Source organism: Vibrio splendidus 12E03, from assembly GCF_000272105.2.
GTDB classification, from domain to species: Bacteria; Pseudomonadota; Gammaproteobacteria; order Enterobacterales; family Vibrionaceae; genus Vibrio; species Vibrio splendidus_I.
In genome coordinates this window covers 40971-66636 of the sequence record NZ_AJZD02000021.1, presented here as the reverse complement: position 1 = coordinate 66636, position 25666 = coordinate 40971, and the positions used below count along the sequence as shown (strand labels likewise).

The following is a 25666-nucleotide window of genomic DNA, read 5'->3' as shown; positions in this document are numbered from 1 at the left end:
CTTTTAACACATTGGCCTACTTGAGCGTCGCTCGATGTAAATACACGGTGACTGGACTAGTAGATGCAATAAGCTTGCCGCTTCTATGTGCTTGAATTGCAATGGTGTGAGTACCTCGAGCAATACCTTTTAATTCCCAAATAGGTTGGGTCTGTGGGGCGCCATAACGACGGCCATCAAGCATCAATTGTAATTGCTCCCCAATACCAAGTTTTCGGTTGAGCTCTATCTGAATCGGGATTAAGCCGCGGTTGCTACGAATGGTTTGATCATGAACTGGAGTCAGCATGGTGAGGGCTAATTGAGTGGGAACCTCGCGCTCTGTGGTTTCGGTTTCTGCCTGGGTTTTAGTTGGCGTTTTAGTTGTAGAGGAAGCAGCGGCGTCAACCGGAGTCGAGGCCTCAAATTTAGGGGCGGGTGCTGAAGCTTGCACATCTGGCAGGCGAAGAGCCTCGGCATCTTGAGCACTAGGGTTATCACTAAAGTGGAGCACGCCATCTTCATCTACCCAGGTATACACCGTTTGAGCAGAGCACGAGAGCGTGACTGTTAACCCGATCAGGAACAGTATGTTTTTCATATCTTTAGCCTCTTTTCACCGCTAGGTGATTTCACGTTTGGCGTTGGTTTTGTTATCGGTTTTTTTGAATTTAGCGCGACAGCCTCTGAGGGCTTTTGTCTAAGGTATGTTACGAGGAGGGGAGCGTCGGGAGAATATAAAAAAGGCCCGCCTGCGAGGCGAGCCTAATATTTAGTCAGCGATTCTTACAAGGTTGCAGTAAGAAATAGCTTATCTCTACAGGAGATTAAACTGAGTAGTACAGTTCAAACTCAAGTGGGTGTGTAGCCATGTTCACGCGTTGTACGTCGTCAGATTTCAGAGTGATGTAAGAATCGATGAAATCGTCAGAGAATACGCCGCCAGCTGTTAGGAACTCACGGTCTTCGCTAAGCGCTGCTAGAGCTTCTTGTAGAGATTCTGCAACTGTTGGGATTTCAGCTGCTTCTTCTGCAGGAAGGTCGTATAGATCTTTATCCATAGCTTCGCCTGGGTGAATCTTGTTCTTGATACCGTCAAGGCCAGCCATAAGCATTGCTGAGTAGCATAGGTATGGGTTAGCTGCTGGGTCACCAAAACGTAGCTCGATACGACGTGCTTTAGGGCTTGGTACTACTGGGATACGGATAGAAGCAGAACGGTTACGTGCTGAGTAAGCAAGCATTACAGGTGCTTCGAAACCAGGTACAAGACGCTTGTACGAGTTAGTTGATGGGTTAGCAAACGCGTTGATTGCACGAGCGTGCTTGATTACACCACCGATGTAGTAAAGAGCCATTTCAGATAGGCCGCCGTACTTATCACCAGCAAACAGGTTAACGCCGTCTTTTGCTAGAGATTGGTGAACGTGCATACCAGAACCGTTATCACCAACTAGTGGCTTAGGCATGAATGTCGCTGTTTTACCAAATGCGTGAGCAACGTTGTGTACAACGTACTTGTAGATTTGAGTTTCATCAGCTTTCGCTGTTAGCGTGTTGAAGCGAGTTGCGATTTCGTTTTGACCCGCAGTTGCTACTTCGTGGTGGTGAGCTTCAACAACTAGGCCCATCTCTTCCATTACTAGACACATTGCTGAACGGATGTCTTGAGATGAATCTACTGGAGCTACTGGGAAGTAACCGCCTTTAACGCCAGGACGGTGACCTTTGTTACCGCCTTCGATGTCAGAACCTGTGTTCCAAGCTGCTTCTACGTCATCAATCTTGAAGAAAGAACCGGACATGTCGTTTGAGAACTTAACGTCATCAAATAGGAAGAATTCTGGCTCTGGACCAACTAGAACTGTGTCTGCGATACCTGTAGAACGTAGGTACTCTTCAGAACGTTTAGCGATAGAACGTGGGTCACGGTCGTAGCCTTGCATTGTTGCAGGCTCAAGGATGTCACAACGGATGTTTAGCGTTGCGTCTTCTGTGAATGGGTCCAGTACAGCAGATGCTGCGTCTGGCATCATTACCATGTCAGATTCGTTAATGCCTTTCCAACCAGCTACTGAAGAGCCGTCAAACATTTTGCCTTCTTCGAAGAAGTCTGCATCAACTTGGTGAGAAGGAATAGAGATATGCTGCTCTTTACCTTTTGTATCAGTAAAACGTAAGTCGATAAATTTAACTTCGTTCTCTTGGATCAGGGATAGTACATTTTCTACTGACATCTTGGATAACCTCCAGTGTTATTAATTCGGTATTAGCTCGATTCGGTTGAAACTAGCATTGATTAATGTCTATAAGTGCATTAATCGATGCTGATTTATCTATAGCCAAAAACGTGCCAAAAAAATTATTCCATTAATTTCAATGATTTACTTGTTTTGCGATTTTACTTAATCTGGTTTTTGCACCAAAATGATCTCTAGATGCACCTTGTTGGTGCAACCGTTTTTCTGTGCACCAATATGAGACATAAGCGAGCACCATTCATCAATGAATTGCCTAAGTTGTCAATCCACTTTTGTTATTTTGCGGGAGATTTGGCTCGCCACTCGCAGGTGATACTTTTTTAGAGTCCTACGAATTTGGCTGCTCAACACTGTACTGAATCAAAGTTAAGCGGATATGAATCGCTAATAAAGAAAAAAGCCTTGGTTCAGATCACATATTTCTGGGTTTTTGTCTAGAATCTGGTATATTATTGACCGTTTTTTAAATCAAGCTAGCGGTTATTATCCAAACTTTTGAGATAAGTGACGGCTACTTTTATGAGTGAATCGAGAATCCATGTCTACTCCACAGATTGATAAGTTAAGAAATATCGCGATCATCGCGCACGTTGACCACGGTAAAACGACTTTGGTTGATAAACTGCTACAACAGTCAGGCACTCTTGAGTCTCGTGGTGAAGCTGAAGAGCGTGTCATGGATTCGAATGACATCGAAAAAGAGCGTGGAATTACAATCCTTGCTAAGAACACAGCAATCAACTGGAATGATTACCGCATCAACATCGTAGATACTCCGGGACACGCGGACTTCGGTGGTGAAGTTGAGCGTATCATGTCTATGGTTGACTCTGTTCTGCTTATCGTTGACGCAGTTGACGGCCCAATGCCTCAAACTCGTTTCGTAACGCAAAAAGCATTCGCACACGGTCTTAAGCCAATCGTTGTAATCAACAAGATTGACCGCCCAGGCGCTCGTCCTGATTGGGTTATGGATCAAGTATTCGACCTTTTCGACAACCTAGGTGCTACTGATGAGCAACTAGACTTCACAGTTGTTTACGCTTCAGCTCTAAACGGTTGGGCAACAATGACTGAAGGCGAAACTGGCGAGAACATGGAACCATTGTTCCAAGCTGTTGTTGATACAGTAGACGCGCCTGCAGTTGACCTTGACGGTCCACTACAAATGCAAATTTCGCAACTTGATTACAGCTCTTACGTGGGTGTTATCGGTGTTGCTCGTGTTACTCGTGGTTCTGTTAAACCAAACCAACAAGTAACTATCGTAAATGCAGAAGGCAAAAAACGTAACGGTAAAGTAGGTACAGTTCTTGGTTACCTAGGTCTTGACCGTCACGAAGTTGAGCAAGCTAACGCTGGCGACATCATTGCAATCACTGGTCTTGGTGAGCTGAAAATTTCAGACACTATCTGTGACGTAAACAATGTTGAAGCAATGACTCCGCTTTCTGTTGATGAACCAACAGTAACAATGACGTTCCAAGTAAACACTTCTCCGTTCGCGGGTAAAGAAGGTAAGTTCGTTACTTCTCGTAACATCCTTGAGCGTCTAGAGAAAGAACTAGTACACAACGTTGCACTACGTGTTGAAGAAACTGATAACCCAGATCGTTTCCGTGTTTCAGGTCGTGGTGAGCTTCACCTATCTATCCTGATCGAAAACATGCGTCGTGAAGGCTTCGAGCTAGCTGTATCTCGTCCAGAAGTTATCATCAAGAAAGACGAAGATGGCAACCTAACTGAACCGTTTGAAACTGTGACTATCGACGTGCTTGAAGAGCACCAAGGTGGCATCATGGAAAACATCGGTCTACGTAAAGGTGAGCTAACTGATATGTCTCCAGATGGCAAAGGCCGTGTTCGCATGGACTTCATGATGCCTTCTCGTGGTCTTATCGGTTTCCAAACTGAGTTCCTAACTCTAACGTCTGGTTCTGGTCTTCTTTACCACTCATTTGATCACTACGGTCCTCACAAAGGCGGCGTAATCGGTCAACGTAACAACGGTGTTCTAATCTCGAACGCAACTGGTAAAGCTCTGACTTACGCACTATTCAACCTACAAGAACGTGGTCGTCTATTTGCTGAGCACGCAGACGAAGTATACGAAGGTCAAATCATCGGTATTCATAACCGTTCAAACGACCTAACAGTAAACTGTCTGAAAGGTAAGCAGCTAACGAACGTTCGTGCATCTGGTACTGATGAAGCACAGGTTCTTTCGCCACCTATCCGTCACACTCTAGAGCAAGCTCTTGAGTTCATCGACGAAGACGAACTAGTAGAAGTAACGCCTGTAAGCATTCGTATCCGTAAGAAGCTTCTTACTGAAAACGAACGCAAGCGTGCAGCACGTCCAGCTAAGGCTTAATTGCCAGCTGACTAGCTTCTAGCTAACAAGCAATACGTTTTAGAATAAGTAAGAAAGCCCCGAGTAGCCTAGCTGCTCGGGGCTTTTGTTTTTTAGTTTGTTTAGATTCGAGATACGAAGAGCGTGTTCCATATCTACTCATCGAATCGTCATTCCAGAATCGAGGGGCGAGATATCTGGAATCTAGTTTTTGATTCCTAGGTGACTTTCAACGAACTGCACTCGTTCAGCGACCGACATAAACGGCACTTCAACAACCTCATAACCAAGTTCTTGATAGACTGTTACTAACGCGTGGTGAATCTCTAGCGCCTCCTCAAACGGATAAGGTCTCACATCATCTTGTACATAAATTGAAGCTTCAGGGCGACAGAACAAGGCTTGTGAGTGATAACCTTGGCTTGCTTCTAGATAGGTCGCATCTATCTCTAGATTAGCCTGAGTTAAGTAACCACAGATATCTGGAATGGCGCGATCGAGAAAGGCGACTGGATGCTGACTGGCTTGGTCTTTTTGTTCGCTCATGACGGTTAAACATAGGCGAGCAAACCCCGGAAGGTCTAACCAAGGTAATATACCGTTCTCAAGTTGGCTCTGCTGTTCGATTAACTGGCGAGAGGACTCAGCGAAGGTAGGATAACCCGCATCGCCCAAGGCATTGATCAATTTGGTTTTTCCGGCGCCAGGGCCGCCAGTAATAATGATTGGGTTCATACGAGCTTATCTTTATTTGTGCCTACGGGCGTTATTTCTGGTTTAGTTGAGCAAGGAATTTATCCGATTCTGCGATCGCAGCATTCATCTGTTGGATCGCGTAGGCGATGTCTTTTTCTAAGCTCATAAACTCGCCCTGCAGTGAACCGACAGCGCTCGCATTGAGGTTATGTTTTAAGTAAAGCGTGTTGTCGCGAAGGGTATTGAGCACGGGGTCCATTTTCTTCTCGGCGCGCTTCATTGCTGACAGCATCGTTTGGTAAGACGATTTAGTTTCACGAAGCTTTTGCTCGCTCGAGCGGCGCAGTGAATCACTGGTGTAGAGGTCTAACTCACCCTGCCACTCTTCAAATAGCGCATCCGACACATCTTCAATCGCAGCAATGCGGTCACTGACATTTTGCGCAGCTTTCTCGCTGTCTTGGTATTTATCGTTGATTTGGTTGTACATGTCTTCAAGGTCGCCGCCACTGAAGTTAGTCAGGCTGCTGAGTGCTTCAAGTGCGCTGGTAAACTCTTCCTGAGCATCCTGCTGTGACTCTTTAGCGTCTTCCACTCTATCGACCATAATGTCACGCTTGTGGTAACCCACTTGCTCCATTGCGGAGTAATAAGCTGACTGGCATCCAGTAAGAGTAAAAATAGAGAGGACTATAACTATTAAATAAGGCATCCTAGTTTCCTATAGTTAAATAAAGGAATATTAATTAGGACTATGAACGAGTTACAAGGGAGTTACAAGTTGAAGATAAAAAAGGTCGCCACACTCAGTATTCAGTTTTCTCGCTATCTTTTGGCGCGAATGACGCACGATAGAGTCAATGTGAATGCGGGTTACTTGGCGTACATTACTTTGCTCTCGATCGTACCGATGCTGACGGTTCTGCTCTCTATCTTGTCGTCATTCTCCATCTTTGCTGATGTTGGTATCGTGATTCAAAACTTCGTTATTACCAACTTTGTTCCCGCGTCTGGGGATGCCGTACACGGTGCGTTGTTAGAGTTCGTTGCCAATACCGGAAAAATGACGGCGGTCGGTAGTGTGTTCTTATTCATTGCAGCGCTGATGCTGATCTCGAATATTGATAAGAACTTAAACTACATCTGGCGTGTCGATGAGAAGCGACGTGCGGTGCTGTCTTTTTCTATGTACTGGATGGTGCTTACGCTAGGACCTATCTTAGTCGGGGCGAGTATTGCTGCTACTTCTTATGTGACATCATTGAGCTTGCTGCAAAACGAGGTGGTGTCTGGCGCCTTTAATACCGTGATTCGCAAACTTCCTTTGATTCTCTCTTTCTTTGCGTTTTTCGGTCTGTATCTGTTGGTTCCCAACAAAAAGATACACTTTTCTCATGCGGCTGCAGGTTCTCTAGTGGCGGCTCTGTTGTTCGAACTCAGTAAGAAAGGTTTCGCGGCTTACATAACTCAATTCCCTTCTTACCAGTTGATTTATGGCGCATTAGCGGCAATACCAATTCTTTTTGTATGGGTTTATTTGTGCTGGTTGATTGTGTTGGTGGGTGCTGAGGTGACCGCTGCATTGGGTGAGCAGGAACAGTGGAGTGACTCGAAAGAAATGGTACACTCGTCGGATAAAGACAAAATCACAGAGCAAGGAAACAACAGTGATAGCACTGATCCAGAGAGTAAGTGAAGCTGCCGTCCGTGTTGATGGCGAAGTAGTGGGTGAGATTGAGCAAGGCTTATTGGTTCTGTTAGGCGTAGAAAAAGGTGATGACGAAGCCAAAGCCAAACGTTTGATGGAACGAGTGACCACTTATCGTGTCTTTGGAGATGAAGACGATAAAATGAACCTCAACGTGAAGCAGGTAGAAGGTAAGGTATTAGTGGTGTCTCAATTCACTCTGCCGGCCGATACCAAGAAAGGGACACGAGCAGGGTTCTCTCGTGGTGCTCACCCAGAAGATGCTGAGCGTCTTTACAACTATTTCTCTGACCAGTGTGAATCAGTGTTGCCAACGGAACGTGGCCGATTCGCTGCCGACATGAAAGTGTCTTTGGTTAATGATGGCCCAGTGACATTCTGGCTGCAGGTTTAGGCTTAAAGGAATAAGCATGTTTAAACTCATAACACCGACCACCGAAAATCAGCTAAACAAGTATTACCATTTTCGTTGGCAGATGCTCCGTGAACCTTGGCGAATGCCGGTAGGTTCTGAGCGCGATGAATATGACCCAATGAGTCACCATCGCATGATTGTTGATGGTCGTGGTCGCCCGATGGCGATTGGTCGTCTGTATATCACCCCAGATCTGGAAGGTCAGATCCGCTACATGGCGGTGAAGAAATCTCGCCAAAGTAAAGGCATGGGTTCGTTGATTCTAGTCGCACTTGAGTCATTGGCTCGCCAAGAGGGTGCTAAGCGCTTGGTGTGTAATGCACGTGAAGATGCGATCTCATTCTATGAGAAGAATGAATTTGAACGTCGCGGTGAGATTAACGATCAACGTGGCCCTGTGCGTCACCAACAGATGGTTAAGCATCTTGACCCAATGGCAGACGTTCTACGCAAGCCTGAGTGGTGTAATGAGCTTCAGCAGCGCTGGGAACATCAGATCCCGATCAGTGACAAGATGGGCATCAAGATCAACCAATACACGGGTTACCAATTTGAGTGTAGTGCTCAGCTGAATCCCAACTTGAACCCGCATAACACCATGTTTGCGGGCTCCGCTTTTACCTTAGCGACTTTAACCGGTTGGGGTATGACTTGGTTATTGATGAAAGAGCGCGGGCTGACCGGTGATATCGTGCTGGCAGACAGTAATATTCGTTATCGTCACCCGGTTGAGCAAAACCCTGTTGCCTCTACTTCATTGGATGGGATCAGTGGCGACTTGGATCGCCTTGCGTCAGGAAGAAAGGCACGTATCATCATTCACGTGACCATTCATAGCGGCGATGTGGAAGCGGTTGAGTTTACGGGAACCTATATGCTGATCCCTGACTACAAAAAGCGATTATCAACAGACTCCAACGTAAACGTATAGCTGACACTGGCTAACAGATACAGATACAGATACAGATACAGATTAAAGATACAAGGCGCTACTCCTGTGGAGTGGCGCTTTTTTGTTGGCAGTCGTTAATCTCCGAATACTCAGCTTGGGTGAGCTTTCCTGAGATTTGATGGCATGGGTCCGATAGGGTAATCGAGAGGGTGTGTTGCTCGGCTTTAAGCAAGTCGAGTTCTCCAGAAGCCTCGCCATTGAGCGTTTGAACCCTTTGTTCGCCTTGCTCTGCTGCTGATGCACCAATAATGTGCATCGGTTCGAGAGTGAAGCGCCCACGGTCAAAATGCGCATTAAGCTCTGGAATTTCAAACACGTTATCAGTCGATGTTTCAGAAAGCTTGTCATTAAAGGTCATCACACCTTGGCGAACGCTGCCAGTGAGTTGCCCTGTGGTTGAGTAACCGAGCATCAGAGAGTCGCCATATAAACCTGCGGCTTGAAGTTCAAACTCGCCATACCCGGTTGCATCGAGCGGTAATTCAAGTTGCTGCAGCATCGGCGCAATGGGTAACCCATCGGCAGAAATGTCTAAGCTCCACGGCTTGCTGATTTGGTTAAAATCGAGCGTTGCATTGGCTTCAATGTAGCCATTCCTGAGTGGTGCAAACAGACGTGTCAGCGTCCATTTTCCTTGTTCGCTATTCATCTCAACCACAGGCTGTGCGCTGAGAATATTTTGGTAGCTGGCATCATTGGCGCTCGCCATCAGCTTCCCTTGCCACAAGCCCAGTTTTCTATCTTGCAGCAGTTGAACTTGATGCCCCTCGACATGTAATCCAGAGACCTGCCAGTAAGGTTGTTGTGCGAGTTGGATGAGTTGACTGCGTTCTATATTAAGTCGGCTAATCTCGACGTTCTGGAGTTGTGTAAGCCAAGGTATTAGTCGAGCTACGACTAGAGGGCTATCTTGGTTTTCGGTAATCCACTTGATGCCTTGCAGGTCGAGTTGCGCTAATTGAATGCTGCTAGGGGTGACTTCGCCATTGAGCTGAACAGTGCCTTGCAGGAATTGAGTATAGAAATCTTCAATCAGAATCTGGTTTGTTTCTAGGTTGAGCTTGAGGCTTGGCTCGATGAACATGTCATCATCAATGGTCACTCCTTCTGCCTGCAGAGAAAAAATGGCTTTCTGTTGTTTCCAGATTTCAAAAGGCAGTTGGATATTTTCTAGTGAGGCATCAAAGGCTGCGAGGTGGCCATCTTGCCACTCTACGTCACTACGTAGAATATCTAAGCTATTAATGTGATTGATCTGAATACCTGCCACATCCCATTCTTTGTTTAGTAGGCTTTGGGTCTGTTTCTGATTGAGTCGTAAGCCATCGACGGTCACGTTCACCAACGACCAATCTTGTTGATACTGCTCTGCTTGACCGGAAATCTTGGCGCCACGCCAGTCAAATGAAGCACCATAAAGCGTGCTATTGCTAGGTTTTAAGTCTAGGTCAATCAACAGATTATCGAATGCTTCACCTTGCCAATACAGTTGTGAGGCAGAGAGTTGGGTTTTTCCATAAGGGAGAAGTGAGTTGTCGTTGTTCCATTTTGGGGCGGAGATCTGCAGGTCGATGCCTCGCGCATTAAACTCTGGCGTCGAAAAGTCGAGATTGTTGATGGCCAGCTGGTGGAGCTTGATGTTTGGCTGGGTAAATAAAGATGTCAGTGTTCTTAGATCGTCTGCTTCTAATTGCAGGCCACTGATCAAAACAGATTCCAAGACCAGTTTGGCCTCTGTCATCGAGCTGGGGCTGAACCAAAGATCGATCTTGTCGATATACAGAGATGTCTGCTTTTCTGGTTGGCTTTGGGTAATGCCCATTAAGGTGATGTGATAAGGCGCCTGATACTCAACATCTTCAATGAGTACAGGTTGTTCAATCGTATGTTTGATAAAAAAGTTAGCAACATCCGCACGGTATTGGGTCTGCAGGCTTAATAGCAGCGCTGCGATAGTTGCAACGGCGATAGCCAACACAATGCCGAACACCATGAATACCTTTTTCATTCCCTGAAAGCCTTAAATTTCAATAGTCTCAAAACAGAGTGGAACAAAAAGGGTCAAGCATCAACAAAAAAGCCCCTCAAAAGAGGGGCTTGCTACAAAAATATCGTTTTAAATTGGGCGTTCGCTTTTGGCTAAGCCCGAGCAGATGATTGGGTTAGTCCAGTTGAGGGCCAGCCGCAACCAGTGATTTACCTTCAGCATTGTCAGTGTACTTATCAAAGTTGTTGATGAAGCGCTCTGCTAGATCTTTCGCTTTGCTTTCCCATTGTAGAGGGTCAGTGTACGTATCGCGTGGGTCAAGGATCGCTGGGTCAACATCGTGTAGCGCTAGAGGTACTTCTAGGTTAAACATAGGGATAACCTTAGTTTCAGCGTTGTCGATTGAGCCATCTAGGATAGCGTCGATGATGCCGCGAGTATCTTGGATAGAGATACGTTTACCAGTACCGTTCCAACCGGTGTTCACTAGGTAGGCTTCAGCGCCAGCTGCTTCCATACGCTTCACAAGCACTTCAGCGTACTGAGTTGGGTGAAGAGTAAGGAACGCCGCACCAAATGCCGCAGAGAACGTTGGTGTTGGTTCAGTAATACCACGCTCAGTGCCCGCTAGTTTCGCAGTGAAGCCAGATAGGAAGTGGTACTTCGTTTGCTCTGGAGTCAGTTTAGAAACGGGTGGTAGTACACCGAATGCATCAGCAGTCAGGAAGATAACCTTTTGAGCGTGACCGGCTTTTGATACTGGTTTAACGATGTTATCGATGTGGTGAATCGGGTAAGAAACACGAGTGTTCTCAGTTTTTGAACCGTCATCAAAATCGATAGAACCATCACCACGAACCGTTACGTTTTCTAGTAGTGCATCACGACGGATTGCATTGTAGATTTCAGGTTCTGCTTCTTTAGATAGACGAATCGTCTTCGCGTAACAACCACCTTCGAAGTTGAAGATACCATCGTCATCCCAACCGTGCTCATCATCACCGATTAGCTCACGCTTAGGATCGGTTGAAAGCGTAGTTTTACCTGTACCAGATAGACCGAAGAAGATGGCTACATCGCCTTTCTCGCCGACGTTTGCACTACAGTGCATTGAAGCAATGCCTTGCAGAGGAAGCAGGTAGTTCATCATTGCGAACATGCCTTTCTTCATCTCACCGCCGTACCAAGTACCACCGATGATTTGAACGCGCTCTGTTAGGTTGAAAGCAACGAAGTTTTCAGAGTTTAGCCCCTGCTTCTCCCAGTTAGGGTTGGTTGTTTTAGCACCGTTCATTACCACGAAATCAGGTTCGAACGTTGCTAGCTCTTCGTCAGTTGGACGAATGAACATGTTCTTAACGAAGTGCGCTTGCCACGCTACTTCAGTGATAATACGTACACTTAAGCGCGTATCAGGGTTAGCACCACAATAACCGTCGATGACAAACAGGCGCTTGCCAGATAGCTGAGTTGTCACAAGCTCTTTCAGCTCATTCCATACTTCAGTTGTAATCGGTTTGTTGTCATTTTTGCCTTGATCTGACCACCACATGGTATCGCGCGTGGTGTCATCTTTAACAATGTACTTATCTTTTGGTGAGCGGCCAGTAAAGATACCAGTGTCTACCGCAACAGAGCCTAGTTCCGTTACTACGCCTTTTTCGTAGCCTTCCAAACCTGGCAGTGTTTCTTCAACGAATAACTGCTCGTAGCTAGGATTACGAAGAACTTCAGTAACGCCAGTCAGTCCGTGCTTAGTTAGATCAATTTGTGCAGCCTTTGTATGTTCCATAACGGTCATAGGTGCTCCTTGTAGGATATTTTGTAGGGATTTTGTATTAATTTTTTATTGTTATCTGCTCACCATGCTAGCAACGAGACTCGGGGGAAACAGGGATATAGCTCAAAAAATATCCATATTAACCATGGGGTTTTAAGCGTCTCGTCACATATTGGCCCAACTAGTCTATCCTGTACGCAAACCTTTGCGCTAGGGGCGGGAACGTTATTAATTGATTAAAATTAAGCGGTGATTTTATTACGAGATGTTACGGAGTTTGCGCCATTTTGATCACAAAAAAGGCCAGCTGAGTGCTGACCTTTTTGGGGTAAATTACGTGTTTTTGGTACGCCGTAAATTAATGAACCGTATTGCTGCCTTTATCTGCTGCTTCTGCGTACAGTGCATCAACATCATTCTTGTCGAACGAGTAGTTTGTGCCACAGTAATCGCAGTGTAGACCAACGCTTCCTTCGGTGCTTAGGATGTCGTAGATCTCTTCTTGAGCAACGGTAATGATTGCTGCTGCACTTCGATCACGTGAACAGCCGCAGAAGAATTCAACCGGTTGTGGTGTGAATAGCTGTACTTTCTCTTGGTTGTACAAACGGTAAAGCAGTTCGTTCGCTTCTAGAGTGAATAGCTCTTCGTTTTTAACTGTGTCTGTTAGTTGCTCTAGGTGCTCGAAGTCATCTGGAGTACCAGTACCGTCAGGCATTACTTGTAGCAACATACCTGCAGCGTGTGCTTTGCCTTCATGCTCGCCAGTGCGCAGCCATAGACGAGTCTTAAGCTGTTCAGAGTTAGCGAAGTAGCCTTCAAGCACTTGTGCCAGCGTGTCACCTTCAAGACCAACGATACCTTGGTAACGCTCACCTTTCTTAGGATCGATGGTGATCACTAGGTGACCTTTACCCATTAGGTCGTGTAGACCAGCGTCGTCTGCGATATCGCCTTCAAAGCGAGCAACACCACGGATCTTCTGATCGTGATCGCCATTGATAACTGCTAGAGATACTGGGCCGTCACCTTGCAGCTGCATCGTGATAGAACCTTCAAACTTTAGGGTCGCCGTTAGTAGCGTCGTTGAAACCAGTAGCTCACCCAACAGCTTTTGTACTGGAGCTGGGTATTCCTTGCTAGAAATAATCTGTTGGTACGCTTCGTCCATCTGTACCAATTCACCACGTACTGATAGGTCTTCAAATAGGTAGCGATTTAAAACATTACTTGTAGACATTGGGTCTGCCATTTGGCTATTCCTTCTAGCTTATTGAGTCTTGAACTTGATGATGTCACGACGTTGCTTTTTATCTGGGCGACGTTCTGGGGCTGGGCTATGAGCATTTAGCTTGCGCTGTTGTGCAAACTCTTCTCTTTTTGCCAAGCTTTCGGTGGTTTCTTCATAGAGGGTTTGAGCGATCGGAGCTCCACCACGATGGGCTGAGATTTTCTCGATCGTTACCGTCTTTTCTTCATTACCTTGGCGCAGTGTAATCACAGCCCCAAGTTCGACAATTTTACTTGGCTTGCTGCGCTGACCATTATAGTGGACTTTGCCACCATCGACCATGTTGCGAGCAATAGACCGGGTTTTGTAAAAACGAGCTGCCCACAACCATTTATCGAGTCTGACAGCTTCATTAGCAGTTTTCATATAGGGCTGTGCCTTATTAAGTGAGAAATGAATGCGGTTTAACTGTAATGAACAGTGCGCAACATGTTTTTGATGATGCTTATCACATTAAGTAGAAGCTTAAAGTGGAGGCGGTTAGCATTTTTTTCAAGTCATAATACAAAATAGCCATGTTATGCCGATTTATCGATTTGCTATGATATAGTTCAGGATCTTATTGCTTAAATAAGCTTGGTATCGAACGAATGAATAAAAAAGCTGAAAGTTTAATGATTTGCAGCGTTTGTCGTCATGAAAAGGGACTAGGAAAGTGAACTTTTTAGAGCTCAAAAATCGCGTAGGGAATTCTCCTATGTTGAGCCGCTTATTAGAGAATGGATTTGTACTTCAGCAGAAACTAAGCTTAGCGACCTGTTGTGTATTGATTGCAGCTTCCGCATGGATTTTAGGACAGCTTGCATGGTTTATCGAACCTGCTGAGCAAACTGTCGCGCCTTGGGCAGCAACCGCTTCATCATCTTCAGCACCTCAATCGACCCTTGATATCTCTTCTTTGCAGCAGAGCAACATGTTTGGTGCTTACAACCCAAGCACGCCCGCTGTGGTTGAACAGCAAGTTATCCAAGATGCGCCTAAGACGCGATTAAATCTCGTTTTAGTGGGTGCAGTAGCGAGCTCGAATCCAAAACTGAGCTTAGCGGTGATCGCCAATCGCGGCACGCAAGCGACCTACGGAATTAATGAAGAGATTGAAGGCACTCGAGCCAAGTTAAAAGCGGTATTAATCGATCGCGTTATCATTGATAACTCAGGACGAGACGAAACCTTGATGCTTGAAGGTATTGAGTACAAGCGTTTGGCTGTATCAGCGCCTGCGCCACCTCGTAGCTCTTCTTCGGTTCGTGGTAATAACCCGGCTTCTGCAGAAGAGAAGCTTGATGAAATTAAAGCGAAGATAATGAAAGATCCGCAACAAATCTTCCAATATGTTCGACTGTCTCAGGTGAAGCGCGATGATAGCGTTATTGGTTATCGTGTGAGCCCTGGCAAAGATTCAGAACTTTTTAACTCAGTAGGGCTCCAAAACGGAGATATTGCTACTCAGTTAAATGGTCAAGACCTGACAGACCCAGCCGCTATGGGCAACATATTTCGTTCTATCTCAGAGCTGACAGAGTTAAATCTCGTCGTCGAGAGAGATGGTCAACAACATGAAGTGTTTATTGAATTTTAAAACTTTGCGTCTAACGAAGGACGAAAGTGTAGGAGAAGTACGTGAAGCATTGGTTTAAGAAAAGTGCATGGTTATTGGCAGGAAGCTTAATCTGCACACCCGCAGCCATCGCGAGTGATTTTAGTGCCAGCTTTAAAGGCACTGATATTCAAGAGTTTATTAATATTGTTGGTCGTAACCTAGAGAAGACCATCATCGTTGATCCATCGGTGCGCGGAAAAATCGATGTACGCAGCTACGACGTATTGAATGAAGAGCAATATTACAGTTTCTTCTTAAACGTACTAGAGGTGTATGGCTACGCAGTCGTTGAAATGGACTCGGGTGTTCTTAAGATCATCAAAGCTAAAGATTCGAAAACCTCGGCAATCCCTGTTGTTGGTGACCGTGATTCGATCACTGGTGATAGCGTAGTGACACGCGTAGTGACGGTTCGTAATGTCTCGGTTCGTGAACTTTCTCCTCTGCTTCGTCAATTGAACGACAATGCAGGCGCGGGTAACGTTGTGCATTACGACCCAGCCAACATCATCCTTATTACAGGCCGAGCGGCGGTAGTAAACCGTTTAGCTGAAATCATCAAGCGCGTTGACCAAGCGGGTGATAAAGAGATTGAAGTCGTTGAGCTAAAGAATGCTTCCGCGGCAGAAATGGTACGTATCGTTGATGCGTTGAATAAGACCACCGATGCGAAAAACACCCCAGCGTTCCTACAACCTAAATTGGTTGCTGATGAGCGTACCAATGCGATCCTTATTTCAGGTGACCCTAAGGTTCGTAGCCGATTAAGAAAGCTTATCGAGCAGCTTGATGTCGAAATGGCAACCAAGGGCAACAACCAAGTTATCTACCTCAAATACGCAAAAGCAGAAGATCTGGTTGATGTGCTGAAAGGCGTGTCGGACAACCTACAATCAGAGAAGCAGTCATCAACCAAAGGCAGCTCATCGCAACGCAACCAAGTAATGATTTCCGCCCACAGTGATACCAACTCTTTGGTTATTACTGCACAGCCAGACATTATGAATGCGCTGCAAGACGTGATCGCACAACTGGATATTCGTCGTGCTCAAGTATTGATTGAAGCCTTGATTGTTGAAATGGCAGAAGGCGATGGCGTTAACCTTGGTGTGCAATGGGGTAACCTAGAAACGGGTGCAATGATCCAGTACAGCAACACTGGTGCATCGATCGGTGGCGTAATGGTGGGTTTAGAAGAAGCTAAAGATTCTACTACAACCACCGCTGTTTATGACTCTGACGGAAAATTCCTACGAAACGAAACCACCACTGAAGAAGGTGATTATTCAACATTAGCCTCTGCACTTTCAGGTGTTAATGGCGCAGCCATGAGCGTGGTAATGGGTGACTGGACTGCCTTGATCAGTGCGGTAGCAACCGACTCCAATTCAAACATCCTATCTTCTCCAAGTATTACCGTGATGGACAACGGCGAAGCGTCGTTCATCGTTGGTGAAGAAGTTCCGGTTTTAACTGGCTCGACGGCGGGTTCAAGTAACGATAACCCATTCCAAACGGTTGAACGTAAAGAAGTGGGTATCAAGCTTAAAGTGGTGCCACAGATCAACGAAGGTGACTCAGTTCAGCTGAATATTGAACAAGAAGTGTCGAACGTATTGGGCGCGAACGGCGCGGTAGATGTACGTTTTGCTAAACGACAGCTAAATACGTCTGTGATTGTTCAAGATGGCCAAATGTTGGTGCTTGGTGGTTTGATTGATGAACGTGCGTTAGAGAGTGAGTCTAAAGTGCCATTCCTAGGTGATATTCCTGTTCTTGGGCACCTGTTCAAATCAACCAGTACTCAGGTTGAGAAAAAGAATTTAATGGTATTCATTAAGCCAACCATCATCCGTGATGGCATGACAGCAGATGGTATCACTCAGCGTAAATACAACTTCATTCGAGCTGAGCAGCTGTACAAGGCAGAGCAAGGTTTGAAACTGATGGCTGACGATAATATCCCGGTATTGCCTAAATTTGGTACCGATATGAATCACCCGGCTGAAATCCAAGCCTTCATCGATCAAATGGAAACAGAATAATGGCTGAATTGGTAGGGGCGGCACGTACTTATCAGCGCTTGCCGTTTAGCTTTGCGAATCGCTACAAGATGGTGTTGGAATATCAGCACCCAGAGCGTCCGCCGGTACTCTATTATGTAGAGCCTCTAAAATCGGCGGCGATCATTGAAGTAAGCCGTGTTGTGAAAAATGGTTTCACGCCACAAGCGATCAGCGCCGATGAGTTTGATAAAAAGCTGACCGATGCGTACCAACGTGATTCTTCAGAAGCGCGCCAATTGATGGAAGATATTGGTGCCGACAACGACGACTTCTTCTCGTTAGCAGAAGAACTGCCACAAGATGAAGACTTGCTCGAATCGGAAGACGATGCGCCAATCATCAAGCTAATCAATGCGATGCTGGGAGAGGCGATCAAAGAAGGGGCTTCGGATATTCATATCGAAACCTTCGAGAAGTCACTGTCTATCCGTTTCCGTATTGATGGTGTGTTACGTGATGTGTTAGCGCCGAGCCGTAAACTGGCTCCGTTATTGGTTTCGCGTGTCAAGGTTATGGCTAAACTGGATATTGCGGAAAAACGCGTGCCACAAGATGGCCGCATCTCTCTGCGTATCGGTGGCCGAGCGGTTGATGTTCGTGTTTCAACCATGCCTTCTTCGCACGGTGAGCGTGTAGTAATGCGTCTGTTGGACAAGAACGCGACTCGTCTAGACTTGCACAGTTTAGGCATGACAGCAGAGAACCACGAAAACTTCCGCAAGCTTATTCAGCGCCCACACGGCATTATTTTGGTGACGGGTCCTACAGGTTCTGGTAAATCAACGACCTTGTACGCTGGCCTGCAAGAGCTCAACAGTAATGAGCGAAATATTCTAACCGTTGAAGACCCAATCGAATTTGATATCGATGGCATTGGTCAAACACAGGTGAACCCTAAGGTTGATATGACCTTTGCTCGTGGCTTACGTGCCATTCTTCGTCAAGATCCCGATGTCGTAATGATTGGTGAGATACGTGACTTGGAGACCGCGGAGATCGCTGTTCAAGCCTCTTTGACCGGTCACTTAGTAATGTCGACCCTTCACACCAATACTGCAATCGGTGCGATTACACGTCTACGTGATATGGGCATCGAACCCTTCTTGATCTCTTCTTCGCTGCTGGGTGTTCTGGCTCAGCGCTTGGTTCGTACTCTGTGTAACGACTGTAAAGAACCTTATGAAGCTGATAAAGAGCAGAAAAAGCTGTTTGGACTGAAGAAGAAAGAGAGTTTGACGCTTTACCATGCAAAAGGATGTGAAAGCTGCAGTCACAAAGGCTATCGAGGCCGTACCGGTATTCATGAGCTATTGATGATTGACGATTCGGTGCAAGAGCTGATTCACAGTGAAGCTGGTGAACAGGCAATTGAGAAAGCAATTCGTGGCACAACACCAAGTATTAGAGATGATGGCTTGAGCAAAGTTCTTAAAGGGGTAACGTCCCTAGAAGAAGTGATGCGCGTGACCAAGGAAGTCTAATATGGCGGCATTTGAATACAAAGCACTGGATGCCAAAGGTAAGAGCAAAAAGGGCTCGATTGAAGCGGATAACGCTCGTCAGGCTCGCCAACGCTTAAAAGAACAAGGCTTGATGCCGGTTGAGATGACCGAAGCTAAAGCGAAAACATCGAAAGGTGCTCAGCCATCAACCAGCTTTAAGCGTGGTATCAGCACACCAGACCTTGCTTTGATTACTCGCCAAATTTCTACCTTGGTGCAATCAGGCATGCCGTTAGAGGAGTGTTTGAAGGCCGTCGCTGAGCAGTCTGAAAAGCCACGCATTCGAACCATGCTGCTGTCGGTTCGCTCGAAGGTAACGGAAGGTTATTCGCTAGCGGATAGCTTGGCTGATTACCCGCACATCTTTGATGAACTGTTTAGAGCTATGGTCGCAGCTGGTGAGAAATCGGGTCACTTAGATGCAGTATTGGAGCGACTGGCTGATTACGCAGAAAACCGTCAGAAGATGCGCTCTAAGTTGCTGCAAGCGATGATCTACCCAGTCGTGCTAGTGGTGTTTGCGGTGACGATTGTTTCGTTCCTGTTGGCAACAGTAGTACCTAAGATCGTTGAACCGATTATCCAAATGGGCCAAGAACTTCCTCAATCGACACAATTTTTATTAGCATCGAGTGAATTTATCCAGAATTGGGGCATCCAATTACTGTTGTTGATCATCGGTGTGATTGTATTGGTTAAGACCGCGCTGAAAAAGCCGGGTGTTCGTATGAGTTGGGATCGCAAGCTATTAAGCATTCCACTGATCGGCAAGATAGCAAAAGGGATTAATACCTCTCGTTTTGCACGAACACTCTCTATCTGTACCTCGAGTGCGATTCCTATCCTTGAAGGGATGAAGGTTGCGGTAGATGTGATGTCGAATCACCATGTGAAGCAACAAGTACTGCAGGCGTCAGACAGTGTTAGAGAGGGGGCAAGCCTGCGTAAAGCGCTCGATCAAACCAAACTCTTCCCTCCAATGATGCTGCATATGATCGCCAGTGGTGAGCAGAGTGGTCAGTTGGAACAAATGCTGACAAGAGCGGCGGACAACCAAGACCAAAGCTTTGAATCGACGGTGAATATCGCGTTAGGTATCTTTACGCCAGCACTTATCGCTTTGATGGCAGGTTTAGTGCTGTTCATTGTGATGGCGACTCTAATGCCGATGCTTGAAATGAATAATTTGATGAGCGGTTAACCTACCGCTTATAAGACGTTAGTTTTGGATTATCGAGAAGAAGGACATTATTACCTTCAACTCGCTGTCTGTAATTTGGAGAAAATAATGAAAAACAGAATGAAGAAACAATCAGGCTTTACCCTATTAGAAGTGATGGTTGTTGTGGTTATCCTTGGCGTATTGGCGAGCTTTGTTGTACCTAACCTATTGGGTAACAAAGAGAAGGCTGATCAACAAAAAGCCATCACTGATATCGTGGCGCTAGAGAACGCGCTAGATATGTACAAACTGGATAACAGCGTTTACCCAACAACGGATCAAGGTCTTGATGCATTGGTTTCTAAGCCAAGCAGCCCAGAGCCTCGCAACTACCGCGACGGTGGCTACATCAAGCGTCTGCCAAACGACCCATGGGGTAACGAGTACCAATATCTAAGCCCTGGTGATAACGGCACTATCGATATTTTCACTCTTGGTGCTGATGGTCAAGAAGGTGGTGAAGGTATTGCTGCGGATATTGGCAACTGGAACATGCAGGATTTTCAATAAGCTTCAGCTTATTGTTTGATTCGTTGCTGTTGGTTGATAAGTTATTGAGCTTGATACGTTATTGATGGTAGGACGTAAACAGATGGAGTCTAAAGGTGAAAACTAAGCAAACACAGCCAGGTTTCACCTTAATTGAGATTCTTTTGGTGTTGGTATTACTGTCAGTAACGGCGGTCGCGGTGATCGCGACCATACCTACCAATAGCAAAGACGTCGCCAAAAAATACGCTCAAAGCTTTTATCAGCGAGTTCAATTACTCAACGAAGAGGCTATTTTGAGTGGTTTGGATTTTGGCGTTCGTGTTGATGAAAAGAAATCGACCTATGTACTGATGGCGCTTAAGTCTGAAGGCTGGCAAGAAGTTGATTTTGAAAAAATCCCCTCTTTAACTGAACTACCGGAAGAACTCGCATTGTCACTGACCCTAGGTGGTGGCGCATGGGAAGACGATGATCGGTTGTTCAACCCAGGAAGCTTGTTTGATGAAGATATGTTTGCTGATCTTGAAGAGGAAAAGAAGCCGAAACCACCACAGATCTATATCTTGTCGAGTGCTGAAATGACGCCATTTGTATTGTCGTTTTATCCAAATACCGGAGACACCATACAAGATGGTTGGCGTATTCGAGTATTGGACAATGGTGTGATTCGACTGCTAGAACCGGGAGAAGAAGATGAAGAGGAATAACCGTTCTCCTTATCGTTCTCGTGTTATGCCCCTTGGTTCTCGAGGAATGACGCTGCTTGAGGTATTGGTTGCGCTCGCTATCTTTGCGACTGCGGCGATCAGTGTGATTCGTGCTGTTACTCAGCACATCAATACCCTCAGTTATCTAGAAGAAAAAACCTTCGCGGCTATGGTCGTTGATAATCAAATGGCTTTGGTGATGCTGCATCCTGAGAAGCTAAAAAAAGCGCAGGGCACACAAGAGTTGGCCGAGAGAGAGTGGTTTTGGAAGGTCACGCCAATCGATACTAGCGATGATTTATTAAAGGCGTTTGATGTGAGTGTGGCAACCAGTAAACAAGCTTCTCCAGTGGTCACGGTGCGCAGCTATGTGGTCAATTAAAAGCATGTGGTCAACTAAGAGCATGTCCGCCAATAAGCGTGTGCCTCGAAAACAAGGTCTATCTTCGAAAGGGAGAGGCTTTACCTTAATTGAGGTTTTGGTCTCGATCGCTATCTTTGCCACGTTAAGCATGGCGGCTTATCAGGTAGTCAATCAGGTTCAGCGCAGCAACGAGCTTTCAATCGAGCGCAGTGCTCGTTTAAATCAACTGCAACGTAGCTTAGTCATTTTAGATAATGATTTTCGCCAGATGGCGGTACGACAATTTCGTACCAACGGTGAAGAAGCATCATCTAAGCTGATCTTAATTAAAGAGTATTTACTGGATTCCGACAGCGTTGGCATCATGTTTACTCGCCTTGGCTGGCATAACCCACAGCAGCAGTTTCCTCGCGGAGAAGTCACCAAAGTGGGTTACCGCATTAAAGAAGAAACACTTGAGCGTGTGTGGTGGCGTTACCCCGATACCCCTGCAGGTCAAGAAGGTGTGATTACGCCTTTGCTTGATGATGTTGAAAGCTTGGAATTCGAGTTTTATGACGGAAACCGCTGGGGGAAAGAGTGGCAAACCGACAAATCGCTACCGAAAGCGGTAAGGTTAAAGCTAACCTTGAAAGATTATGGAGAGATAGAGCGTATTTATCTCACCCCAGGTGGCACGCTAGATCAGGCCGATGATTCTTCAAACAGTGACTCTTCAAGTAGTAATGAGGGGAATAATGACTCATCGAACTAACAAGCTTGCACGGACAAGGTCTGCCATGGGGCGCAAGCAGCGTGGTGTCGCGCTGATCATTATTCTGATGCTATTGGCGATCATGGCAACCATAGCTGGCAGTATGTCGGAACGCCTGTTTACTCAATTTAAGCGCGTTGGCAATCAACTGAATTACCAACAGGCTTACTGGTACAGCATTGGTGTCGAAGCACTGGTGCAAGACGGCATTAGGCAAAGCTACAAAGACAGTGATACCGTCAATTTGAGCCAACCATGGGCGTTAGAAGAACAGGTATACCCATTGGATTATGGTCAAGTTAAAGGCCGTATTGTTGATGCTCAGGCATGTTTTAATCTCAATGCGTTGGCTGGTGTGACGGCGACTTCAAGTAACCAAACACCTTATTTAATTACGGTTTGGCAAACCTTGTTGGAAAACCAAGATGTTGAGCCTTATCAGGCCGAGGTTATAGCGCATTCAAGCTGGGAATTTGTTGATAGCGATACCCGAACCACCTCTTCAGCAGGTGTAGAAGACAGTACTTATGAGGCGATGAAGCCACCTTATTTGGCGGCGAATGGCTTAATGGCCGATGAGTCCGAACTACGAGCTGTTTATCAAGTTACCGGTGAGGTGATGAATAAGGTTCGCCCCTTTGTTTGTACTCTGCCGAGTGACGATTTTCGCTTGAACGTGAATACACTTACGGAAAAGCAGGCACCGTTATTGGAAGCGATGTTTGCCCCCGGCTTAAGTGAATCGGATGCCAAACAGCTGATAGACAAACGCCCATTCGATGGCTGGGATACGGTGGATGCGTTTATGGCTGAACCGGCCATTGTGGGTGTGAGTGCCGAAGTCAGCAAGAAAGCGAAAGCATATTTAACTGTAGATAGCGCCTATTTTGAGCTTGATGCAGAGGTATTAGTTGAGCAGTCACGTGTACGTATACGGACGCTTTTCTATAGTAGTAATCGAGAAACAGTGACGGTAGTACGCCGTCGTTTTGGAGGAATCAGTGAGCGAGTTTCTGACCGTTCGACTGAGTAGCGAACCACAAAGCCCTGTGCAGTGGTTAGTTTGGTCGACAAGCCAACAAGAAGTGATAGCAAGTGGCGAACTGTCTAGCTGGGAGCAGCTTGATGAGTTAACGCCTTACGCTGAAAAGCGCAGCTGTATCGCTTTATTGCCGGGAAATGAATGCTTAATTAAGCGTGTTGAGATCCCGAAAGGTGCTGCTCGCCAGTTCGACTCTATGCTGCCGTTTTTATTAGAAGACGAAGTCGCACAAGATATCGAAGACTTACACCTGACTATTTTAGATAAAGACGCAACGCACGCGACAGTGTGTGGTGTCGATCGTGAATGGTTAAAGCAAGCGTTAGACCTGTTTCGCGAAGCCAATATTATCTTCCGTAAGGTGTTGCCAGATACACTGGCTGTGCCTTTTGAAGAGCAAGGCATCAGTGCATTACAGATCGACCAGCATTGGCTATTACGCCAGGGTAACTATCAAGCCGTATCGATCAGCGAAGCATGGTTACCGATGTTTTTGCAAAGTGATTGGGTTGTTGCTGATGACGAAGAGCAAGCGACGACTATCTTCAGCTACACCGCAATGCCGAGCGATGACGTTCAACAGCAAAGCGGTGCGAATTGGCAAGCAAAGCCTGCGGAATTAGTGATGTCTTTGCTGAGCCAGCAAGCGATCACAAGCGGCGTAAATTTACTGACTGGCACCTTTAAAACCAAATCTTCATTCAGTAAATATTGGCGCGTATGGCAGAAAGTCGCGATTGCTGCTTGTTTGCTGGTGGCTGTGATCGTGACTCAACAAGTGTTGAAGGTTCAGCAATTCGAAGCTCAAGCACAAGCTTACCGCATGGAGAGTGAGCGTATCTTTAGGGCTGTGCTGCCAGGTAAACAACGTATTCCGACAGTAAGCTACCTTAAGCGTCAGATGAATGATGAAGCTAAGAAATACGGTGGCTCAGGCGATGGTGACTCCTTACTTGGTTGGTTAGCATTGCTGCCAGAAACGTTAGGACAAGTGAAATCGATCGAAGTCGAAAGCATTCGCTACGATGGTAATCGTTCTGAGATTCGACTACAGGCGAAAAGTTCTGACTTCCAACATTTTGAGACCGCGAGAGTGAAGCTCGAAGAGAAATTTACCGTCGAACAAGGTCCGTTAAACCGTAATGGCGATGCCGTATTTGGCAGCTTTACTCTTAAACCCCATCAATAACCTGCGTAAGGAGATCAGTGATGAGAAATATGATTGAGCCACTCCAAGCGTGGTGGACTTCAATAAGTCAAAGAGAGCAACGATTAGTTATTGGTTGCTCAATTCTGTTGGTGGTCGGTGTCGTTTATTGGGGGCTAATCCAGCCACTCAGTCAGCGAGCTGAACTCGCGCAGACCCGTATTCAAAGCGAGAAGCAACTACTGGCTTGGGTAACCAATAAAGCCAATGAAGTGGTTGAACTACGAGGCAGTGGTGGCATTAGTGCCAGTCAACCTCTGAACCAATCTGTGCCTGCTTCTATGCGTCGCTTTAATATCGAGCTGATACGTGTGCAACCACGGGGCGAGATGCTGCAAGTGTGGGTAAAACCAGTGCCTTTTAATAAGTTCGTTGACTGGCTAACATATCTGAAAGAAAAACAGGGTGTTGAGGTCGAGTTTATGGATATTGATCGCTCTGATAACCCTGGGGTTATTGACGTCAACCGACTACAGTTTAAACGAGGTTAATGTGAAACGCGGTTTATCTTTTAAGTATGGCCTGCTCTTCAGTAGCATCTTTATCGTCTTTTTCTCGGTCAGCTTGTTGCTGCACTTGCCGGCTTCTTTTGCTCTCAAGCAGGCTCCTGCTGTGCGCGGCTTGAGTATCGAAGGCGTGGAGGGCACCGTTTGGCAAGGCAGCGCTAACAACATCGTGTGGCAGAGCATCAATTACGGTTCAGTGCAGTGGGATTTCCAGTTTTCTAAGCTATTTCAAGCCAAAGCAGAACTGGCGGTTCGTTTTGGTCGTAACAGTGACATGAACTTATCAGGTAAAGGGCGTGTCGGGTACAGCATGAGCGGCGCGTACGCAGAGAACTTAGTAGCTTCAATGCCTGCTATGAACGTGATGAAATACGCTCCAGCTATTCCAGTACCGGTTTCTATTGGTGGACAAGTTGAACTGACGATCAAGCATGCGGTTCACGCTCAGCCTTGGTGTCAATCTGGCGAAGGTACACTGGCTTGGTCTGGTGCCGCAGTCGACTCTCCTGTTGGCTCGCTAGACCTTGGCCCTGTGATTGCAGACATAACCTGTGAAGACAGCACAATTGCAGCGAAAGGCACTCAGAAGAGCGATCAGGTAGACAGTGAGTTTTCAGCGAGCGTAACACCCAACCAACGCTATACGTCGGCGGCATGGTTTAAGCCGGGGGCGGAATTCCCGCCAGCAATGCAGAGTCAGCTTAAGTGGTTGGGCAACCCTGATAGCCAAGGTAAGTACCAGTTTACTTATCAAGGTCGTTTTTAGCTAAACAGCTAGGGTC

At 46.3% G+C, this 25666-nt stretch carries 24 protein-coding genes; 16 read left to right on the top strand and 8 right to left on the bottom strand.

Translation table 11 applies throughout. The annotated features are described in order from the left end of the window. Nucleotides 1–16: 16 nt before the first annotated feature. Both A142_RS02525 and glnA read right to left on the bottom strand, forming a co-directional pair. Complete coding sequence (locus A142_RS02525; protein ID WP_019826499.1) at nt 17–580, bottom strand: DUF4124 domain-containing protein; 564 nt, start codon at nt 578–580, stop codon at nt 17–19. Nucleotides 581–806: 226 nt separating this feature from the next. Continuing rightward, nucleotides 807–2216, bottom strand: a complete 1410-nt coding sequence (gene glnA, locus A142_RS02520; protein WP_019826498.1) for a glutamate--ammonia ligase — start codon at nt 2214–2216, stop codon at nt 807–809. A 562-nt stretch (nt 2217–2778) separates the two neighbouring features. On the opposite strand from glnA, the gene typA reads away from it, so the two are divergent. After that, the gene (gene typA / locus A142_RS02515; protein WP_017059220.1) at nt 2779–4614 is read left to right on the top strand and encodes a translational GTPase TypA; all 1836 of its coding nucleotides are present in this window, start codon (nt 2779–2781) and stop codon (nt 4612–4614) included. A 183-nt stretch (nt 4615–4797) separates the two neighbouring features. Here the strand turns inward: typA and A142_RS02510 are convergent, their stop codons facing one another. Continuing rightward, nucleotides 4798–5328, bottom strand: a complete 531-nt coding sequence (locus A142_RS02510) for an AAA family ATPase (protein WP_019826495.1) — start codon at nt 5326–5328, stop codon at nt 4798–4800. 31 nt (nt 5329–5359) lie between these two features. Continuing rightward, nucleotides 5360–6001: a DUF2959 domain-containing protein gene (locus A142_RS02505; RefSeq protein WP_019826493.1), complete on the bottom strand. Its 642-nt coding sequence runs from the start codon at nt 5999–6001 to the stop codon at nt 5360–5362. A gap of 42 nt (nt 6002–6043) precedes the next feature. Here A142_RS02505 and A142_RS02500 point away from each other — a divergent pair, with 42 nt between their 5' ends. The 3 genes from A142_RS02500 to A142_RS02490 are packed head-to-tail and all read left to right on the top strand — an operon-like array spanning nt 6044 to nt 8343. Then, nucleotides 6044–6985 (top strand): virulence factor BrkB family protein, encoded by a 942-nt coding sequence (locus tag A142_RS02500; RefSeq protein WP_019826491.1) that lies wholly within the window; start codon nt 6044–6046, stop codon nt 6983–6985. Beyond that, nucleotides 6957–7391, top strand: a complete 435-nt coding sequence (gene dtd / locus A142_RS02495; protein ID WP_004735590.1) for a D-aminoacyl-tRNA deacylase — start codon at nt 6957–6959, stop codon at nt 7389–7391. Before A142_RS02500 ends, dtd begins: the two co-directional genes overlap by 29 nt. Nucleotides 7392–7407: 16 nt before the next feature. After that, a complete protein-coding gene (locus A142_RS02490) occupies nt 7408–8343 on the top strand; it encodes a bifunctional GNAT family N-acetyltransferase/hotdog fold thioesterase (protein ID WP_017065806.1) in 936 nt (311 codons plus the stop codon). A 58-nt stretch (nt 8344–8401) separates the two neighbouring features. Here A142_RS02490 and A142_RS02485 read toward each other — a convergent pair whose 3' ends face one another. The 4 genes from A142_RS02485 to hslR form a co-directional block, all read right to left on the bottom strand. Then, nucleotides 8402–10372, bottom strand: coding sequence for an AsmA family protein (locus A142_RS02485; protein WP_019826488.1), 1971 nt, complete (start codon nt 10370–10372; stop codon nt 8402–8404). A gap of 154 nt (nt 10373–10526) precedes the next feature. Then, nucleotides 10527–12152 carry a phosphoenolpyruvate carboxykinase (ATP) gene (gene pckA / locus A142_RS02480; RefSeq protein ID WP_017062492.1) on the bottom strand — a complete coding sequence of 542 codons (1626 nt, stop codon included), beginning with the start codon at nt 12150–12152 and terminating at the stop codon, nt 10527–10529. Nucleotides 12153–12489: 337 nt separating this feature from the next. Then, nucleotides 12490–13383 (bottom strand): Hsp33 family molecular chaperone HslO, encoded by an 894-nt coding sequence (hslO, locus tag A142_RS02475; RefSeq protein ID WP_019826486.1) that lies wholly within the window; start codon nt 13381–13383, stop codon nt 12490–12492. 18 nt (nt 13384–13401) lie between these two features. Further along, complete coding sequence (gene hslR / locus A142_RS02470) at nt 13402–13788, bottom strand: ribosome-associated heat shock protein Hsp15 (protein ID WP_017062490.1); 387 nt, start codon at nt 13786–13788, stop codon at nt 13402–13404. A gap of 331 nt (nt 13789–14119) precedes the next feature. Between hslR and gspC the strand changes: the two genes are divergently transcribed. The 12 genes from gspC to A142_RS02410 all read left to right on the top strand — a co-directional run bounded on the left by gspC (nt 14120) and on the right by A142_RS02410 (nt 25650). Next, the gene (gspC, locus tag A142_RS02465) at nt 14120–15001 is read left to right on the top strand and encodes a type II secretion system protein GspC (RefSeq protein WP_048607614.1); all 882 of its coding nucleotides are present in this window, start codon (nt 14120–14122) and stop codon (nt 14999–15001) included. Between the two features lie 41 nt (nt 15002–15042). After that, nucleotides 15043–17067, top strand: coding sequence for a type II secretion system secretin GspD (gene gspD, locus A142_RS02460; RefSeq protein WP_019826482.1), 2025 nt, complete (start codon nt 15043–15045; stop codon nt 17065–17067). Continuing rightward, entirely contained in the window at nt 17067–18569 is a 1503-nt protein-coding gene (gspE, locus tag A142_RS02455; protein WP_019826480.1) for a type II secretion system ATPase GspE, read from the top strand. The genes gspD and gspE overlap by 1 nt, the downstream gene beginning before the upstream one ends. A gap of 1 nt (nt 18570) precedes the next feature. Then, entirely contained in the window at nt 18571–19791 is a 1221-nt protein-coding gene (gspF, locus tag A142_RS02450) for a type II secretion system inner membrane protein GspF (RefSeq protein ID WP_019826477.1), read from the top strand. 87 nt (nt 19792–19878) lie between these two features. After that, the gene (gene gspG / locus A142_RS02445) at nt 19879–20322 is read left to right on the top strand and encodes a type II secretion system major pseudopilin GspG (protein ID WP_017062485.1); all 444 of its coding nucleotides are present in this window, start codon (nt 19879–19881) and stop codon (nt 20320–20322) included. A gap of 95 nt (nt 20323–20417) precedes the next feature. Beyond that, nucleotides 20418–21011, top strand: coding sequence for a type II secretion system minor pseudopilin GspH (gene gspH / locus A142_RS02440; protein WP_017062484.1), 594 nt, complete (start codon nt 20418–20420; stop codon nt 21009–21011). Continuing rightward, nucleotides 20998–21393, top strand: a complete 396-nt coding sequence (gene gspI / locus A142_RS02435; protein WP_019826474.1) for a type II secretion system minor pseudopilin GspI — start codon at nt 20998–21000, stop codon at nt 21391–21393. The genes gspH and gspI overlap by 14 nt, the downstream gene beginning before the upstream one ends. Continuing rightward, nucleotides 21380–22129, top strand: a complete 750-nt coding sequence (gene gspJ / locus A142_RS02430; protein ID WP_019826472.1) for a type II secretion system minor pseudopilin GspJ — start codon at nt 21380–21382, stop codon at nt 22127–22129. The genes gspI and gspJ overlap by 14 nt, the downstream gene beginning before the upstream one ends. Continuing rightward, complete coding sequence (gspK, locus tag A142_RS02425) at nt 22113–23162, top strand: type II secretion system minor pseudopilin GspK (protein WP_019826470.1); 1050 nt, start codon at nt 22113–22115, stop codon at nt 23160–23162. Before gspJ ends, gspK begins: the two co-directional genes overlap by 17 nt. Further along, entirely contained in the window at nt 23131–24360 is a 1230-nt protein-coding gene (gspL, locus tag A142_RS02420) for a type II secretion system protein GspL (protein WP_019826468.1), read from the top strand. Before gspK ends, gspL begins: the two co-directional genes overlap by 32 nt. A 20-nt stretch (nt 24361–24380) precedes the next feature. After that, entirely contained in the window at nt 24381–24869 is a 489-nt protein-coding gene (locus A142_RS02415) for a type II secretion system protein M (RefSeq protein WP_019826466.1), read from the top strand. 1 nt (nt 24870) lies between these two features. Further along, nucleotides 24871–25650 carry a type II secretion system protein N gene (locus A142_RS02410; RefSeq protein ID WP_019826464.1) on the top strand — a complete coding sequence of 260 codons (780 nt, stop codon included), beginning with the start codon at nt 24871–24873 and terminating at the stop codon, nt 25648–25650. Nucleotides 25651–25666 lie beyond the last annotated feature (16 nt).